Genomic DNA, 18,131 nt, shown 5'->3' on the forward strand with positions numbered 1-18,131 from the left:
AGTTCACCTTCGTGAAATATAGGATCATTATTCATTGTAACTGGTACTCGTGTAAGGGGTTCGGAGGTATGAACCCCTGTTAGATTATTTAAATATCGATATAGCAGCAATTTGGTGCCAGTCGAATTCTCTTTTGACACCACTTGCTCTATTGTTGTATCTCTTATTCGATCAAAACCTTATACCGTATCGGATCACAAAAGACACACGATCTATTACCAATAGCGGTCAGTACACCAAAATGGTGAAACCTTCGGCCATCAACTTGGCAACACTGGGAAGTCCCTCTGTTCCTGGTATCAAGTTGTCGTTGAGAAAGTTGATATCGGATGCTTTCACTTCATCAACTGTTCCAAACACAACGGAACAGCCCTGCGAAGCGCCGGCTACTTTATCCTTGACGAGTTCAAACAGTCCATGGACAGGATGTTCTGGTTTGTTCAACTCGTTAATCCAGCGTGTGCCAGTACCAAGGAACATTACCTGCACATTTTCGCTTTTCTGCTTGAGATCATATGCGACTGCCAGTCCGTTAAAGACACGTCCAAGTGCTTCTTCACCAGCTTGTGGATCGGAATGAATGAGGATTGCTGTTTTCATGATTTACTCCATTGATAAGTTTAAATTGACGGTCCGCCCGTCAGAGAATTAGTATGGTTATTTATTTAAGATGAATAAATATCGAATTTATTAATAAACTATTGCAAAAAATGGAGTAATTAGTAACCATGGACAAACTTCAAGCAATGAGTATTTTCGTACAAATAGCGGATCATGGGAGTCTTACAGGGGCTGCAGAAGCCATGGACAAATCCTTACCGTCAGTAGTAAGAGTGCTTGCTTCTTTGGAAGACTCGTTACAGGTGCGCTTATTTAATCGAACGACACGTCGTATAGCATTAACGGAAGAAGGCAGGTTATATCTTAAGCAGTGTCGGAGAATCCTGGCGGATGTTGAGGAAGCGGAAAGATCTCTGGGGCAACATCAGTCAGAGCCTCAGGGTGTGATTACCATAACTGCGCCCGAACGCTTCGGCGAGATACATGTCGCCCCAGCGGTGTCTGCATTCTTAAAACGTTATCCGAACACACAGGTTAATTTGCTGTTGCATGATCGCCTAGTTGATCTTTTGGATGAGGGGGTGGATATCGCCGTACGTATTGCACACTTGCCTGATTCAAACTTGATCGCAAAACCAATCAGTTCTGTTCGACAAGTTGTTTGTGCAAGTCCGACTTTACTTGAACAGACCGGCATACCGAAAAGTCCAAGAGAGTTGTCGGATTTGCCCTGCATACAGTTCACTGGAATGTCGAGTAGCCTTGAGTGGGAATTTTTTCAAGCAGACCAACGGCATCGAATCCCTATCAACAGTATATTGAATTGCAACCAGGCGGGCGCATCGTTGCATGCCTGTATGTCGGGTGCGGGTTTTGGTAGATTTCTCTGTTATCAGACTGCGCCCTATGAGAAAGATGGGCGGCTTGTGAAGGTCCTATCCGATTTCGAACCACAGGCATTGCCATTAAGCTTAGTCTATCCACATGCTCGTCTACTATCAACAAGGGTACGAGCCATGGTTGACTGGCTGGCCACCTCGTTACGTAACTCTTTAGGCGAATAAGCAAGTGAACATTCTAAAAAATAATTTGTAAAGTGTTCAGTATAAGAATGCTTCTAAGTTTTAGTTTTTTCCGTTCTGTTAACAATTGACTTAAACTTCCGCCAAATCGCCTTTGTCTTCCAGCCAAACTTTGCGATCGGCCGAACGTTTCTTGTTCAAAAGCATATCCATCATTTCATTTTCGCGCTCCATCGGATCCAGCTGCAACTGAATCAAACGGCGAGTCTCCGGCATCATAGTGGTCTCGCGTAACTGTTTCGGGTTCATTTCACCCAAACCTTTGAATCGAGTCACTTGAATTTTGCCCGGTAATTTATCCGCTTCGATACGATCGATGGTTCCTTGGCGTTCGTGTTCGTCCAACGCATAAAACACCCTTTTGCCGACATCGATACGATACAGCGGCGGCATGGCGATATAGACGTGCCCTTGCTCTACCAGCTTCGGAAAATGGCGAACGAACAAAGCGCAGATCAGAGTAGCGATGTGCGCCCCGTCGGAATCGGCATCGGCAAGAATACAGACCTTACCGTAACGCAGACTGCTCAAATCTTCCGATCCCGGATCGACACCGATGGCGACACTGATATCGTGAATCTCCTGGGAGGCTAATACCTGACCGGACTCAACCTCCCAGGTATTAAGGATTTTTCCGCGTAACGGCATGATCGCCTGATAATTCTTATCGCGAGCCTGTTTAGCCGAACCGCCGGCAGAATCCCCTTCCACCAAAAACAGTTCTGTCAGGGTTAAATCGCTCTCGGTACAATCCGCCAATTTACCCGGCAACGCCGGACCGGAAGTGATTTTCTTACGCGTGATTTTTTTAGCCTTACGACTACGGTTGCTGGCATTTTGAATCACCAGGTCGGCAATCTTCTCGGCCACTTCGGTATGTTGATTCAACCACAAGCTAAGCGCATCTTTAACCACACCGGAGATGAAAGGCACGCACTCGCGCGACGACAATCTTTCTTTGGTCTGACCAGCAAACTGCGGTTCATGTACCTTTGCGGACAATACGAAAGCGACATTCTGCCAAACATCTTCCGGAGTAATTTTGACCCCTCGCGGAATCAAATTACGGAACTCGCAAAACTCTCGTACGGCATCAGTCGCCCCCGCTCGCAAGCCGTTGACATGCGTCCCACCTTGCGGTGTCGGAATCAAGTTAACGTAACTCTCCAACAGAGTTTCGCTCGGCTCGACCAACCAGGCAATCGCCCATGAAACCCCCTCGTAATCGGTTTGGCTTTCGCCGACAAAACCTTCTTCCGGCAAACGTTCCAAACCATCCAGAGCTTCGTTCAGGTAATCCTGCAAACCGTTCTCGAAATGCCAAACATCGGTTTCGTTATTGGTTTCGTCTATAAACGTAACTTTCAATCCGGGGCTTAATACCGCCTTGGCTCTCAATAAATGCTTTAATTTACCCAAAGCATATTTGGCGGAATCGAAAAATTTGCCGTCCGGCCAGAAATGTACAAATGTCCCGGTGTTTTTCTTACCGACTTTGCCGACCACCTCAAGCGGCTTGGAAACTTCGCCGTTCTCGAAAGTAATTTGATGCAGCTGGCCGTCGCGGCGAATTTGAATTTCCACCTTCTTCGATAACGCGTTAACCACCGAAATCCCGACCCCGTGCAAACCACCGGAGAACTTATAAGCCTTGTTGGAGAATTTACCGCCCGCATGCAAACGGGTCATGATAACTTCGACTCCGGGCACGCCTTCTTCCGGGTGGATATCAACCGGCATTCCTCGACCGTTATCCAACACACTCATGGAACCGTCAGCATAATGTGTGACGGTGATTTCGTCTGCAAACCCAGCAATCGCCTCATCCACACTGTTGTCGATTACTTCCTGAGCCAAGTGGTTTGGTCGTGTGGTATCCGTATACATTCCAGGGCGCTTACGCACTGGATCCAAACCGGTTAATACTTCAATTTCAGCCGAGTTGTAGTTTCCACTCACAGAGAAGACTCCTAGTGATAAAATGGTGTAAATTTCATTAATTTCAGAATCATATCATAGAACCATGCCAAATCGAGACTACCATCAAGAACGCCGCGACTACCAGTTTGCGCAACTTAATCGCGATTCGCTCAAAAGCAACCCATTCGAACAATTCTCACATTGGATGGAAGCTGCAATCGAACAGAAAATCTGCGATCCGACCGCCATGTCCGTTTCCACGGTGGACGACCAAGGACAACCCCATAGTCGCGTCGTTCTATTGAAGGCATTCGATCAAAACGGCTTTGTATTCTATACCCATTACGACAGTGCCAAGGGTCATCAAATCTCAAGCAACGACAAAGTCGCACTGCTGTTTTTCTGGCCGGAAATGGATCGTCAGATTCGAATCGAAGGCCAAATCAAAAAAATTTCCGCGCAGCAATCGGCCGATTATTTCCACAGCCGACCTCGCGACAGCCAGTTGGCCGCGTTTATCTCCAAACAGAGCCAGGTCGTAGCGAACCGCCAAGCGTTGGAAGACAGCATGCAAACGGCTAAAGAGCAATTCGATCAACAGGAAGTTCCGCATCCCGAACATTGGGGCGGCTACTTAATTCAACCGCAAGCTTTCGAATTCTGGCAAGGACGCCCCAACCGGTTACATGATCGCTTTCGTTACTCGAAAGACCATAACGGAAATGAGCAGACTTGGTCAATCGACCGCCTTTCTCCCTAATCAAAATTCGAATCGGATACATCATAAATTATGCAAGATATCCTAGGCAAACTCTCTCGCAGCTGGGTTGATAAAGTCGGTACGGAGTTCGAAAAACCGTACATGCAACAACTTGAAGGTTTTCTCGCCGAAGAACAAGCGGCCAGAAAACACATATTGCCTCCCAAAGCACTTTGGTTCAATGCATTGAACAGCACTTCGTTCGAAGAAACCAAAGTGGTTATTTTAGGACAAGATCCCTACCCGACTCCCGGCCATGCTCACGGATTATGTTTTTCGGTACAACCGGAAGTGAGTCCACTACCTAAATCCTTATTGAACATCAATAAAGAGTTGCTTAGCGATCTGGGCGTTGACAACCAGCATACCGGCTATCTTCAACCCTGGGCGGAACAGGGCGTATTATTATTAAATGCCGTACTGACGGTTGAAGCTTATAAGAGCAACTCTCATCAAAATCGCGGGTGGGAAGCGTTTACCGACGCCATCGTCCAATCCGTTAATGATGAAAAACAACATTGCGTATTCATATTATGGGGTAGCTACGCCCAGAAAAAGGGGCGTTTCATCGATCGAAGCAAACATCTGGTTCTGGAAAGCGCCCATCCTTCTCCGCTGTCTGCCTACCGGGGTTTCTTTGGCAGCCGCCCGTTTTCGCAAACCAACGCCTACCTGCAATCGCATGGCCTGTCGCCGATCAACTGGCAATTGTAAAGCACTTCCTCCTAACATAACCACCTATTAAATACGCTTATTACTCCATGTAAAAATTCAGGTAGGGATACCGACAATCACGTGCTATTCTTCATAACCACATAATAATAAACTGATGCCGCGAGGAAACCGTGAAAAAACCGAGTTTATGGAGCCGTACCAAAATTTCCACCCTAAGCGCCCTACTATTGGGAATGATGATCATGGCAGGGGTTTTCTTCACCACCGCCTTCTCCCTGATCAAATCCGACACTCAAACCATCCATGAACATTGGCAACAGTATAAAACCTCCCCGACTCCGGAAGCCGCCCAACAGCAAGCGGCTCAACTCGAAGACAGCATCGTTGAAGTCAATCAGATTACGACTTATTTCATTGCTGCGGTGTTGATTGCCGTCATTGCCTTTATCATTTTGATGTACGCGACATTAATTGTAAAAATTGCCCGCCCCCTGAGCCAGATGCAGAAAGGTATCACCGAAATCACGGATAGTAATGATTTTTCGAAATTGCTGACGGTCAAATTCGAAGATGAAGTCGGACAGGTTCAACACAGCTTCAATCAACTGACTCAAAACCTAAAATCGGTTTTCAATGAAACCAACTATCATCTGGATAAGGTAGCCAACGGTGAATTCGATCAAACCATCGAGGTTGAAGTCGGCGGGGATCTTCTTCAATTCAAAAACAACGTTAACGCCTCGATTAAAAGCGTGGCGAGAACCATGCACTCATTGGAATCGGTAGCTGACGCCATTTCTCAAGGGGATTTCACGGCACGCATGGACAACTCGGTTCAAGGCGAACTCAAACAGAAAGTGGATCACGCCATGATTTCGATGGATCAAATCATCGACAATATAAACCAGATCATGCAGCGAGTTTCGCACTGCGAACTCAAACAACGCGTCAACATTGAAGCCAAAGGGCGTTTAAACGAACTCAAGTCATACATCAACAACGCTTTAGACACACTGGAAAATGGACTGAATGCGATCAATTCCTCAATCCAGTCGATGTCTGATCGGAACTTGACCTACCAAATAGAACAGTCCTTTTCCGGCGAAATGGAAATGGTCAAACAACAACTCAACAACACCACTCTACAGCTCAATTCAACTCTTCAAATGGTAACCGAAACCTCCAACATGGTGAATGCGGATGTTGGATTGATCTCTGAAAGCAACCAAGAATTGGCGCAACGTACGCAACAACAAGCTGCCTCTGTAGAACAGACGGCTACCACTATGGAACAAATGACTTCTGCCGTCAGCCAAACCGCCGACAATGCCAAACGTGCCAGCCAGCTGACGCAAGAGACACGTAAATTGGCGGATGAAGGCCGACAGGTTATGACTTCTTCGGTTGAATCGATGCAACAAATTCAAGATTCCAGCCTTCGTATCAGCGACATTATCGGCTTAATCGACAGCATTGCTTTTCAAACAAACCTATTGGCTTTGAACGCGGCTGTCGAAGCGGCTCGTGCGGGCGAACAAGGTAGAGGGTTTGCCGTAGTCGCCGGTGAAGTCCGTACGTTGGCACAAAAATCCGCCGATGCGTCCAAGGAAATTCGAGGATTGATTGACGATGTCGTGCAACAGGTCAATGAAGGTGCCGATCAACTCAATCAAAGCAGCGAAGCATTCGATCGAATCAACCAGGGCATACAAATGGTCAATGACATCGTGATCGATATCACCGCCAGCACGCAAGAACAGGCCTTAGGAATCCAACAAGTGAATCAAGCCATCAGCGAATTAGACATCGGCATACAACAGAATTCAAGCATGGTGGAAGAGACTTCCAACCATTCCTACAAACTGGTGCAGCAGGCCAAGCAGCTGACTGAAGAAGTCTTGTTGTTCACCGTCGACAGTTCGATCTGTCTGCCTAATCGAGGATGAATCACGTTTCCTGACGCCGAAACAAATCAGGCCCGTTCTTGCGAACGAGCCTGACCATTATGCATGCCGCCCAATCCGATCAATGATCGTTACTGACTGCCTGGCTTGTCCAGATAACGGGTATACCAATCTTCAATAGCCTGATTGATTTCGGCCACACTCAGTTCCGATACATCCAAAGGAGGACTGATGTGCATCTCAATCAACCCCGGCTTTTTGATAAAACTGTTTTTTGGCCAGAAACTACCGGCATTATGGGCCACCAGATAAATCGGAGATTGGGTTTTCTTTGCCAGCATAGCGCCACCGACATTGATTTTACCCAGCTCTCCCGGAGGCATGCGCGTCCCTTCCGGAAACAACACGACCCAATCCCCCTGCTTCAATCGAGCTTGTCCTTCCGACAACAACTGATTCAGAGCCTTGCGCCCCGCAGCGCGATCGATCGCAATAGGATGCAATAGTTTCATCCCCCAGCCGAAGAACGGAATCTTCAACAATTCACGCTTCAACACATAGGCCTGGCGCGGAAAAATTTCCTGAAACGCCAGGGTTTCCCATGCCGATTCATGACGCGACAGAATCAACCCGGCCTGCTCTTCATCCACATTTTCCATACCATAGACTTTGTAACGGACGCCACAGGTCCATTTCAGCCAGATCAAACAAAAACGCGCCCAATGATGCATAAACGCATAACGTGTCTTAAAAGAAAACGGACGGGTAAGCTGACCCAATACCGAAAATAGGATCATGGACAACGTCTGTCCGATTGCAAACAGCACCGAACGAATAAACCAAATCAACTTCATTTTAATATCGCCTCCACAACGGCCAATAAATTGTCATACACCGGAATACCTTCAAGAACTGGGTCTTGCGTCGCCAAAGTGCGCTCGCCCTTACCGCTACGCACCAGATAAGGTTGCATTTTTTTCGCCTGTGCCACCTTCATATCCGCCAAGGTGTCACCGACCATCGGACAGCCTTGCAAAGACACGCCAAAACGGTTTTCAATCGCCTGCAGCATGCCCGTCGAAGGTTTGCGGCACGGCGTATTATCGTCTCCGACATAAGGCGAAAAATTGATCCAGTCCACATTCGCCCCTTGCGCCATCAACAGGCTTTGAAGCTTCTGGTGCATGGCGCTCAAGGTTGCGCGATCGTAATACCCTCTGCGGATACCCGATTGATTGGTAGCCACCGCAACCAACCAGCCTGCCCGCTTCAAACGTACGATCGCTTCTAGACTCCCCGGCACCGGATGCCACTCGTCAGGAGATTTGATAAAGGCGTCGGAATCTTCATTGATGACGCCGTCACGATCCAAGACGATGATCTTTTTCTGCATAAATTTACTCTCGTAAAATACAAATTCCCGCCGAAGCGGGAATTCTGAATCAAACCATATTTAATTACGGCCTTGGGCTTAACGAATCACAGACGTGAAATATCAGCCACTTCAAGGAACAATTGATAGATCTGATTCAGCAATGCCAGACGGTTCAAACGAATGCTGTCGTCTTCCGCCATAACCATAACCTCATCGAAGAACTGGTCGACACTGCCGCGGATCGTAGACATCGTCTCGATCGCCGCCGCATAATCACGTCCGGCCAATTGATCGCTCACCAACTCACGCAAGGCTTCCAACTCTTTCCACAAGGCTTGTTCTGCCGCTTCCGCCAACAAATCTTCATTAACGGTCTCGGGAATCGCACCTTCGACTTTCTTCAACAGGTTATTAATACGCTTGTTTGCGGCACTCAAACTTTCGGCTGCATCCATTTCACTGAACTTCTGCACCGCCTGAATACGTTTAGCAAAGTCGACCGGATGTGCAGGACGGCAAACGCGTACGGCTTCAAACTGTTCCGCACTGACGCCTTGATCGGCATAATAGGCACGCAAACGCCCGATAACGAAATCGTAGATTTCATCGACTAACTGATCGTCGGCATTGACTTGCTCATGCAGCTCTAAAGCGTACTGGATCAACAAACGCAGATCCAGATCCACGTCTTTTTCGATCATGATACGCAACAGCCCCAAAGCGGCACGACGCAAGGCGAATGGATCCTTGTCACCCGTCGGTACTTGCCCGATTCCGTAAATACCGGTGATGGTGTCTAACTTATCGGCAATCGCCAAAGCCTGTGCCAAAGCGGTTGACGGCAAATCGTCACCGGCAAATCGCGGCTGATATTGCGCATCGATTGAATCCGCCACATCAGCAGATTCATTCTGCTGTTGCGCATAATAACGCCCCATCACACCTTGCAACTCAGGGAACTCACCGACCATTTCCGACATCAAGTCACACTTGGAAAGACGTGCGGCGCGCTCGGCGGTTTCCACCGACACGCCTAAAGGCTTACCAACCTTAACCGTCAGGGTTTCAAGACGTTCTACCTTGTCGAACAAGGTTCCCAACTTCTGCTGGAATATCACGGTTTTCAAACGCGGCAGGAAATCGTCCAACGGCTGCTTGCGATCCTGATCCCAGAAGAACTTGGCATCCGAAAGTCGCGGACGAATCACGCGTTCGTTACCGAACTTAACCGATTCAGGGTTAGAGCTTTCGATGTTACTGATGGTGATGAACTTCGCCATCAACTTACCGTCGGCGTCCAGCATATGGAAATACTTCTGGTGCCCCGCCATCGCTGAAACCAGCGCTTCTGCAGGAACCGCCAAAAACGACTCGTCAAAATCACCGACGATCGCAACCGGCCATTCATTCAACGCCGTGACTTCTTCCAATAAGTCTTCATCGATCTGTGCAGTGCCGCCGGCCTGTTGCGCGACGTCTTCAACCTGCTTGCGAATACGCTCCGAGCGCTCATTGAAGTCCGCTAACACGTATCCCTGTTCAGCTAACTTCTGCTTATATTCAGAAGGTTTGGAAATACTGATTTCCTGTGGCGCATGGAAACGGTGACCGCGTGTAGTATTGGAGGTTTCATGACCCAAAATTGTCGCCGGAACAACTTGTTCGCCCAACAACATCAACGCCCAATGCACCGGACGCACGAATTCAACATCCGAACTTCCCCAACGCATACGCTTAGGAATCGGCAATTTCGCTAACGACTGATTAACGATATCGGCTAACAATTCGGTCGCTGGTTGACCTTTTTGTTCCAGGTTGTAAGCCATCCACACCCCTTTATCGGTGTCGATTTCGATCAACTGGTCAACGGTTATTCCACAACCACGAGCAAAGCCTTCCAATGCTTTGGTCGGATTACCGTCGGCATCAAACGCCGCTTTTTTAGCCGGACCTTTACGCTCGACCGTCTTATCCGCCTGCACGGTTTGCAAACTTTCAATCATCACCGCCAAACGTCGAGGCGCTGCGTAAACTTGAACTTTTCCGTGTTCTAAGTCCGCTTCCGCCAAGCCGGCCAAGATTCCGTCGGCAAATGCCGAACTTAATTTCTTTAATGCTTTAGGAGGTAGTTCTTCTGTACCGATTTCAACTAAAAAATCTTCAGTTTGTTTTAAACCAGTCATTATTTTTCCTCCTGACTTTTGACTAACGGGAATCCAAGCGCTTCACGACCTTCGTAATAAGCTTCGGCAATCTGTCGCGCCATAGCACGCACTCGACCGATAAAACGCGCACGTTCGGTGACAGAGATAGCGTGACGGGCATCCAACAAGTTAAAAGCATGAGACGCTTTCAATACCTGCTCGTAAGCCGGCAACGGCAACTTGTCTTCAACCAGTTTGGCAAAGACTTCTTCACACTCGTCGAATACACGGAACAGCTTGTCGGTATCGGCTTTTTCAAAGTTATAAGTCGACATTTCCACTTCGTTTTGATGGAAGACATCGCCGTAAGTCACCTTACCGGCGGGTCCCTCAACCCAAGTCAGGTCATACACACTGTTTACACCCTGAAGGTACATGGCGATTCGCTCAAGACCGTAGGTAATCTCACCGGTGACCGGACGACATTCCAAACCGCCCACCTGTTGGAAATAGGTGAACTGGGTCACTTCCATCCCGTTCAACCAAACTTCCCAACCTAGTCCCCAAGCACCCAATGTCGGCGACTCCCAGTTGTCCTCGACAAAACGGATATCGTGTTCCAGAGGATCGATTCCCAACATGCGCAACGAATCCAGATACAACTCCTGAATATTGTCGGGAGACGGCTTCAACATTACCTGAAACTGGTAATAGTGCTGCAAACGGTTCGGGTTTTCGCCGTAACGGCCGTCCGTCGGACGACGACATGGCTGTACATAAGCCGCACGCCATGGCTCAGGTCCAATCGATCTTAAAAAGGTAGCCGGATGGAATGTTCCCGCCCCCATTTCGTTATCGTAAGGTTGCATAATGACGCAGCCCTGCTCGGCCCAAAACGCCTGCAGGGTTTGAATCAATCCTTGGAAGGTGCGAATATCCGTTGCTGCTTGTGAAGACACAATCAAAACCTCTTAAAACTTAAAAATAAGGCAGATGCCTGTAAAATTCTGTTAAAGCGTGTAAAATCCGCTAATTATAACGTATTTTATTGAGACTTTAGGACTGTTGAGACGCTCTATCTCAAGTTTTATCCAAAACAAATTATTCTACCGCCATGAATGTAAATACCGATCAGAACTCTCACGTTCACCAAGTTGATGCCAAAGGCCTGAAATGCCCTATGCCGGTGATCAAGCTGCAACAACAAGTCCGCAAAAGCGAGCCCGACGATTTGGTGGAAATCGAGTGCACCGATCTGGGTGCGGAAAAGGACATCGGTAGCTGGGCAAAGGTCAACAAACATGAAATCATAGCCTGCGAATCGACCGATTACGGGCTAAAAATCACGCTTCGCGTTGTCGGCAGAAATCAGGTATAATCGGATGAACTCTAAACCAATGCTTATAGCGTCCAAATTGGACGAATCGCTCAAAAAAGAGAACTCATAGTCACCATGAAAAGAAAGATCGTCCATTCTAAATTTTCTTGGCTAACCTTCTTATCCGTCTCTCTTTTCGCGCTATCCATGCTTTCACCCCATAGCTCCACAGCCAACTTACCGTTTGAACGAACCACCTTACCATTACCTCCCCTTAATGACAAAAACGAAAACGTCGACATTCAAGGCGTTCAATCTTTTTCGGAGCAAGAGTGGAAAAAGCACGTCGTTAAAATCCCTAAAAACGGTTCTTTAGGCGGCGCTTTAGCCAGCGTTAACATTCCGGCATCAATCACCTATCAAATCGGGCAACTCGAAGACAGTAAACTTCTTACCAACCTTCGAGCAGGGGATACGTTGACTATCTGGGTCGATAAACACGACAACCTCCAGAAAATCCTCTATCCGAAATCCAAGACGTTACGTTATGAATTACATAAAAAAGGCGATCAGTACCAGATAGAAAAAATTGAAGAGCACGTCGACGTACGCACCGAAGTAGCGACAGGCACCATCAGCAATTCGTTTTATCTCGACGGTAAAAATGCCGGTTTGAGTGCTAAAAGCATTATGAATCTGGCCGATATCTTCGCCTGGGACATCGACTTCATTCGCGAACTTCGTCCGGGCGACACCTTTAAAGTCATCTACGAAGCCAGGTATCTCAATAACGAATACATTGGCGACGGCGACATCATTGCCGCTCAAGTAACGACCAACAATCAACACGAAACCCATAACGCTTTCTTGCTTAAAGATGGTGACAAGATCATCGGCTACTACAACGAAGACGGCAAAAACCTCAAAAAGGCGTTCTTACGCAACCCGGTTGATTACGTTCGCATCACCTCCACTTTCCAGCCTAAGCGCTTCCATCCGGTTCTGCAGAAATGGCGAGCCCATCGAGGTGTCGATTACGGCGGACCTATCGGCACGCCCATTCATGTCACGGGCAACGGCAAGATCGTGTTTAGAGGCTGGGGACGCGGCTATGGAAACTACATCAAGGTTCAACATGCCGGCAAGTACATGACGCTTTACGGCCACATGTCCAAATTCGGAAAATTCAAAAAAGGCAGCTGGGTCAAGCAGGGCGATATTATCGGCTACATCGGAAAAACCGGACTGGCGACAGGCCCTCACCTACACTATGAATTCCGCATTAACGGCAAGCACCAAGATCCGTTAAAAATGAAATTTCCGGCAGCCAAACCGGTGGATAAAAAATACGCTGCGAACTTCAAGAAAAACAGCCATCTTATGCTCAGCCAACTTGAACGTTTTTCACCCAAACTTAGAATGGCGAGTTTTGAATAGTGCCTAAAGCTGCCGTGCATAAGCCCGAGTTATTTATTGGCCTCATGTCCGGAACCAGCGTCGACGGCGTCGATGCTGCATTGGTGAAAATGGATGCCGACAACATCCAACTAGTCGACTTTATCGAGCACCCTCTGCCCGATCAACTTAAATCCCGATTGACAGGGTTAAACCTCAAGCCGGAAATCAGCTTACAAACACTATGCGATCTCGAATATCAAGTCGCACAGCAGTTCATAATCGCCACCCAAACATTATTGCAACACAATCAGCTTAAACCGGATGAGATCAGAGCGATCGGCAGTCACGGCCAGACCATTTTTCACTCGCCGCAAACCCCCATGAGCCTGCAAATCGGTCACCCGGCTTTTATTGCCAAACAAACCGGGATCGATACCGCAGCGGACTTCAGAATCGACGATCTCGCCGTCGGCGGCCAAGGAGCACCACTCGCGCCCGCCTTCCACCAAAAATTATTTGCCGTACAAAAGCAGGCTTGCGTCATCAATATCGGCGGCATTGCCAATATTAGCTTCCTGGATTTTGAACAAAACCAAACATTCGGTTTCGATACAGGTCCGGGCAACGGACTGATGGATGAAATCTGCCAATTACATTTCGCATGTAATTACGACTCCAACGGTACGATCGCCGCATCGGGACAGGTCAACCAGGAGTTTCTTAATCAACTCCTTAAACACCCTTACCTTCACCAAGCGTTCCCCAAAAGCACCGGACGTGAGACGTTTAACCGTGACTGGCTTGAACGGCAATTGCAAAACTTCGGACAGTCGCTGGATCCCGCCGATCTATTGGCGACGCTGTGCGAATTTACAGCGGCCAGTATCGAGTTAGGAATCCAATTGTTGAATGTTTCCCCATGCGATATCTGTATAGTAGGCGGCGGGGCTTTTAACCAAGAGTTGATTCGACGCATTCAAGCACGTCTACCGGACTTTAAGGTCTCCAGCAGTCTAGAGTTGGATATAAATCCAAATGCAATTGAGGCGATGATGTGCGCCTGGCTCGCACACCAACGTCTATACGGCATCCCGATCTCATTAAAACGAATTACCGGTTCTGAACGTGATGTTGTTTTGGGTGGCCTCTGGTCGGCGACCTGAGGCTAAAAAACCGAATACGATTGTTCCTAAAAAACAAAACCCGGAATCAGCACAATGCTCATTCCGGGTTTTAGATATTTGCCATTTACTTAGCGCAATATTTAGCGCACAGTTTCAAATGCAATTTTATTCTTCGTCGCTATGTCCGCGCTGCTCTACCGGTAAATAACAAGACGTGCCCGCTCCAGTGTAGATTTGAGTCGGACGGAAAATCTTATTATTCTGCAACTGCTCGCGCCAATGCGCCATCCAACCGGCCGAACGCGCCACTGCAAAAATCGGAGTGAACAAACCGGCATCAAAGCCCATCTCTTTATACAAGATACCCGAATAGAAATCGACGTTAGGGTAAACCCCTTTATGACTCAAAAGTTCTTCACACACTTTCTCGACTTCCATCGCCGTTTCAAATGCAATACTTAACTCTCCTGCACCCGATTTCTTTTGCAACATGTCAGTAGACAGCTTCTGAAGGATCGTCGCTCGCGGATCTTTAGTCTTATACTCGCGATGCCCCATTCCCCAGATTACTTTTTTCTTGGCCAAACGCTCTTCGATATAGGGGCGCGCATTTTCAGGGGTACCGATCTCTTCCAACATTTCGATGACTTTCTGATTGGCGCCGCCATGCAAAGGCCCGGACAAAGAAGCAATCGCCGAAGAGATAACCGAACAAGGGTTGGCTAAAGTCGAACCGGTTACCATTGTCGTGAACGTCGAAGCATTGATGGTGTGTTCCGCATGCAGAATCAAACAGGCATCCAACAATCTCGCCCAATCCGGATCCGGCTCTTCTCCGGTCACCATGTACAAAAAGTTCTCTGCGTAGGTTAAGTCTTTGCGAGGTTCGATCGGATCGTAGCCGTTGCGCATATGCTCCCAACTGGCAACCAACGTCGCCATGTGAGCAATGATTTTAACGGTTACGTCGTTGATGTAATCCTGATTCTCGGTACCGCCTTTCATATACTCGGTACTCGGGTAGAAACTTGCCAGACTCGCAACCACCACCTGTAGCATGTGCATCGGATGTGTCGTTGGCGGCAAATTCTTCATGATTTCGCGAATGTTGTATTTCACCCGACGGTTCTTACGCAACTCCGCGTCGAACTTAGCCAGTTCTTCCTCGGTAGGCAACTCCCCGAACAGCAGAAGCAAAGTGGTCTCTTCAAATGAAGACTTCTCCGCCAACTCCATAATATCGTAACCACGATAGGTCAAAATCCCCTTCTGGCCATCAATGTATGAAATCTTGGACTCCGTTGCCGGAACTCCTGCTAATCCTGGAATATATTGCATAATCTTTCCTGAAAATTTAATGCGCTATTTTTCGTAAAATCGATTGTCGCAACAATCATAAACTGCTTGAAAAACGAAAACGTCTGCAAAAACGTTTGTCAGCCCTGAAAAACTTTCCAAGTGACAAACGCTTACAAATTAAACGCTAAAAGAAGAACCGCAACCACAAGTCGTGGTCGCATTCGGATTCTCGATTACAAAGCGAGCGCCCTGCAAATCTTCCAAGTAATCAATTTTAGCTCCCACTAAATATTGAAAACTCATCGGATCGACCAGCAAGGTAACGCCATTTTTTTCAACGACCGTATCGTCTTCCGCTTGATTTTCATCAAAAGTAAACCCGTAAGAAAAACCAGAGCACCCGCCACCGGTAATGTAAACACGTAACTTCAGGTTCGGGTTTTGTTCGTCTTCAATCAGCCCGCTGACTTTACCGGCAGCCGCTTCTGTGAAGGTTAAAGGAGTCGGAATTTCAGACATACTCTGTTCTCTCCAATTGTAAAGCAATTTCCTATAACGGGAATACCCATATTAATTTAAAGGAAATGGCTTAAATATAAAAAAACATTATAACAAAAAGCCCCAGTTATTTTAAAAATGAGGCTAAAAATGCAATAAGAACGGAGTTGGAAGTTACGGCAACAAGGCGACTTGTTGCAAGCCGGCATTTTCTTCCAGGCCGAACAGAATATTCATATTCTGCACCGCCTGGCCTGCCGCCCCCTTAACCAGGTTGTCGATAACCGAAGTAACGACTACCTTGCTACCGCCTTGCGGGCGGTAAACAGCGATACGGCACATATTGGATCCTTTCGCCATACGTGTCTCAGGCAGACTGCCTGCCGGCATCACGTCAACGAAATACTCATGCTCATAAGCTTTCTCATAAAGCATCTGCAACTCTTCCTGCGAAACATCTTCACTCAAAGTTGCATAAATGGTCGACTCCATTCCACGAACCATCGGTACCAGATGCGGTACAAACGTCAAATCAACCTCTTCGCCGGTCAATTCCGTCAACTTATCTTTCATTTCCGGCAAGTGGCGATGCCCGGCAATGCCGTAAGCCTTAAAGCTTTCGCTCATCTCGGCACCCAACATCGCAACGTTCGCTCCCTTTCCGGCACCGCTCACTCCGGACTTTCCGTCGGCGACAATCCCGTCCAACTCGACTAGACCCGCGCGTAGCAACGGCATAAGCCCTAATAAAATGCTGGTTGGATAACAGCCAGGATTGGCAATCACGCTAGCCTGCTTAATCTGATCGCGATACAGTTCCGGCATGCCATAGGCCACCTGATCCATCATTTGCGGACACGTATGCTCCATGCCGTACCATTTCGCCCAGACCTGTAAATCACTGATACGGAAATCGGCGGCCAAATCAATCACTTTGACACCAGCCTCGGTCAACTCGGGCGCCATGCTCATTGCCACACCGTGCGGGGTTGCAAAAAACACAACATCGCACCCTTTTAACACGTCCAAAGTCGGTTCACTGAAAGCCAGGTCATAATGTCCGCGCAGGTTCGGATACATGTCCGCCACCTTAACGCCCGACTCACTTCGCGAAGTGATCGCCACCACTTCCGCGTGCGCATGATTGGCTAAAATTCTTAACAGTTCAACGCCGGTATATCCTGTTCCACCAACGATGCCTACCTGGACTTTTTTCATCTTTTTATTCCACTTAATTCATATGATTTGGCAATAACGCTATTTTAGCGAAATAATTGCCTGTAAATAGGATTTTCTTATTGCGCCTGCGCCTTGATAAGAAACTCGTCACGCCGGTTTAAATCGGGCTCAAAAACCCATAACGGCTGATGCGCCTTTTCCCAAACCGGACGATTTTTCATCACTTCCAGAAAATAATCCTGCTGCAAATGACGCTCTAACCAGTTGCGCAATCCAACATAATTGGATTCTGCAAACCACCGCTTATCCACATTGGCGAACTGCCTAATAAACGGGAAAATCGCCAAGTCCGCCATACTTAAATTCTCACCCAACAAATAAGCCTGAGCCGATAAAGTTTGCTCCAACTTAGCCAGAAACACCTCACCTTGTTGACGATAAAAAGTCTGCGGATGTTCAGGAAAACGATCGGCGTACTTATAGCGATCCAATGCCGATTTGAACTCACCGTCGTTTTCATCAATCCAGGCATTCATCTGTCGAAATAAACGATCGTCTTCGGGAAGCAAACGAGAATCTGCCTTTTGCCGCAAAGCCCACAACAAAATATCCCGACTCTCGTCAATCACGTCACCATCCCGCATGACCAACACGGGAACAGTGCCCTTGGGAGAAGCTTCCAACATCGACTGAGGTTTATCCCAGAACACAATCTCCCGCTGCTCTACCCGGATACCCGAAAGATAAATTCCCATACGGGCGCGCATTGCATAAGGACAACGGCGATAGGAATACAATACTGGATGGACGTTCATTCAACCTCTTATGATTACTTAAACCTCTGTTACCAAACCTGTTCAGCGTTAAATACGAAGCAAAACCCTTGATAACGAT

At 47.7% G+C, this 18,131-nt stretch carries 17 protein-coding genes; 7 read left to right on the top strand and 10 right to left on the bottom strand.

Going from position 1 to position 18,131, the window contains the following annotated elements:
- Positions 1-228: 228 nt before the first annotated feature.
- Positions 229-600 (bottom strand): hypothetical protein, encoded by a 372-nt coding sequence (locus tag ABY044_RS10355; RefSeq protein WP_373020467.1) that lies wholly within the window; start codon positions 598-600, stop codon positions 229-231.
- Between the two features lie 128 nt (positions 601-728).
- Between ABY044_RS10355 and ABY044_RS10360 the strand changes: the two genes are divergently transcribed.
- Entirely contained in the window at positions 729-1,625 is an 897-nt protein-coding gene (locus ABY044_RS10360; protein ID WP_373020469.1) for a LysR family transcriptional regulator, read from the top strand.
- A 90-nt stretch (positions 1,626-1,715) separates the two neighbouring features.
- Here ABY044_RS10360 and parE read toward each other — a convergent pair whose 3' ends face one another.
- A complete protein-coding gene (parE, locus tag ABY044_RS10365; RefSeq protein ID WP_373020470.1) occupies positions 1,716-3,602 on the bottom strand; it encodes a DNA topoisomerase IV subunit B in 1,887 nt (628 codons plus the stop codon).
- A 64-nt stretch (positions 3,603-3,666) separates the two neighbouring features.
- On the opposite strand from parE, the gene pdxH reads away from it, so the two are divergent.
- From pdxH to ABY044_RS10380, 3 genes are all read left to right on the top strand, one after another.
- On the top strand, positions 3,667-4,323 hold the full coding sequence (gene pdxH, locus ABY044_RS10370; protein WP_373020471.1) for a pyridoxamine 5'-phosphate oxidase: 657 nt from the start codon (positions 3,667-3,669) through the stop codon (positions 4,321-4,323).
- A gap of 30 nt (positions 4,324-4,353) precedes the next feature.
- Positions 4,354-5,037, top strand: a complete 684-nt coding sequence (ung, locus tag ABY044_RS10375; RefSeq protein WP_373020473.1) for a uracil-DNA glycosylase — start codon at positions 4,354-4,356, stop codon at positions 5,035-5,037.
- A gap of 131 nt (positions 5,038-5,168) precedes the next feature.
- Complete coding sequence (locus ABY044_RS10380; RefSeq protein WP_373020475.1) at positions 5,169-6,944, top strand: methyl-accepting chemotaxis protein; 1,776 nt, start codon at positions 5,169-5,171, stop codon at positions 6,942-6,944.
- Positions 6,945-7,033: 89 nt separating this feature from the next.
- Here ABY044_RS10380 and ABY044_RS10385 read toward each other — a convergent pair whose 3' ends face one another.
- From ABY044_RS10385 to glyQ, 4 genes are all read right to left on the bottom strand, one after another.
- Entirely contained in the window at positions 7,034-7,756 is a 723-nt protein-coding gene (locus ABY044_RS10385) for a lysophospholipid acyltransferase family protein (RefSeq protein WP_373020477.1), read from the bottom strand.
- On the bottom strand, positions 7,753-8,295 hold the full coding sequence (gene gmhB, locus ABY044_RS10390; RefSeq protein WP_373020479.1) for a D-glycero-beta-D-manno-heptose 1,7-bisphosphate 7-phosphatase: 543 nt from the start codon (positions 8,293-8,295) through the stop codon (positions 7,753-7,755). Before gmhB ends, ABY044_RS10385 begins: the two co-directional genes overlap by 4 nt.
- 86 nt (positions 8,296-8,381) lie before the next feature.
- A complete protein-coding gene (glyS, locus tag ABY044_RS10395) occupies positions 8,382-10,460 on the bottom strand; it encodes a glycine--tRNA ligase subunit beta (RefSeq protein ID WP_373020481.1) in 2,079 nt (692 codons plus the stop codon).
- Positions 10,460-11,380: a glycine--tRNA ligase subunit alpha gene (gene glyQ, locus ABY044_RS10400; protein WP_373020483.1), complete on the bottom strand. Its 921-nt coding sequence runs from the start codon at positions 11,378-11,380 to the stop codon at positions 10,460-10,462. Before glyQ ends, glyS begins: the two co-directional genes overlap by 1 nt.
- Before the next feature lie 155 nt (positions 11,381-11,535).
- Between glyQ and ABY044_RS10405 the strand changes: the two genes are divergently transcribed.
- The 3 genes from ABY044_RS10405 to ABY044_RS10415 all read left to right on the top strand — a co-directional run bounded on the left by ABY044_RS10405 (position 11,536) and on the right by ABY044_RS10415 (position 14,300).
- Positions 11,536-11,799, top strand: coding sequence for a sulfurtransferase TusA family protein (locus ABY044_RS10405; protein ID WP_373020484.1), 264 nt, complete (start codon positions 11,536-11,538; stop codon positions 11,797-11,799).
- Positions 11,800-11,946: 147 nt separating this feature from the next.
- Complete coding sequence (locus ABY044_RS10410) at positions 11,947-13,176, top strand: peptidoglycan DD-metalloendopeptidase family protein (RefSeq protein WP_373020485.1); 1,230 nt, start codon at positions 11,947-11,949, stop codon at positions 13,174-13,176.
- A complete protein-coding gene (locus ABY044_RS10415) occupies positions 13,176-14,300 on the top strand; it encodes an anhydro-N-acetylmuramic acid kinase (protein ID WP_373020486.1) in 1,125 nt (374 codons plus the stop codon). Before ABY044_RS10410 ends, ABY044_RS10415 begins: the two co-directional genes overlap by 1 nt.
- Positions 14,301-14,426: 126 nt before the next feature.
- Here the strand turns inward: ABY044_RS10415 and ABY044_RS10420 are convergent, their stop codons facing one another.
- From ABY044_RS10420 to ABY044_RS10435, 4 genes are all read right to left on the bottom strand, one after another.
- Positions 14,427-15,599, bottom strand: a complete 1,173-nt coding sequence (locus tag ABY044_RS10420; protein WP_373020487.1) for a citrate synthase — start codon at positions 15,597-15,599, stop codon at positions 14,427-14,429.
- A gap of 138 nt (positions 15,600-15,737) precedes the next feature.
- On the bottom strand, positions 15,738-16,079 hold the full coding sequence (gene erpA, locus ABY044_RS10425) for an iron-sulfur cluster insertion protein ErpA (protein WP_373020489.1): 342 nt from the start codon (positions 16,077-16,079) through the stop codon (positions 15,738-15,740).
- A 153-nt stretch (positions 16,080-16,232) separates the two neighbouring features.
- Complete coding sequence (gene argC / locus ABY044_RS10430; protein ID WP_373020491.1) at positions 16,233-17,276, bottom strand: N-acetyl-gamma-glutamyl-phosphate reductase; 1,044 nt, start codon at positions 17,274-17,276, stop codon at positions 16,233-16,235.
- 77 nt (positions 17,277-17,353) lie between these two features.
- On the bottom strand, positions 17,354-18,052 hold the full coding sequence (locus tag ABY044_RS10435) for a glutathione S-transferase (RefSeq protein WP_373020493.1): 699 nt from the start codon (positions 18,050-18,052) through the stop codon (positions 17,354-17,356).
- Between the last annotated feature and the right edge of the window lie 79 nt (positions 18,053-18,131).

This window comes from Thiomicrorhabdus sp. (genome assembly GCF_041583835.1).
Taxonomy (GTDB): Bacteria; Pseudomonadota; Gammaproteobacteria; order Thiomicrospirales; family Thiomicrospiraceae; genus Thiomicrorhabdus.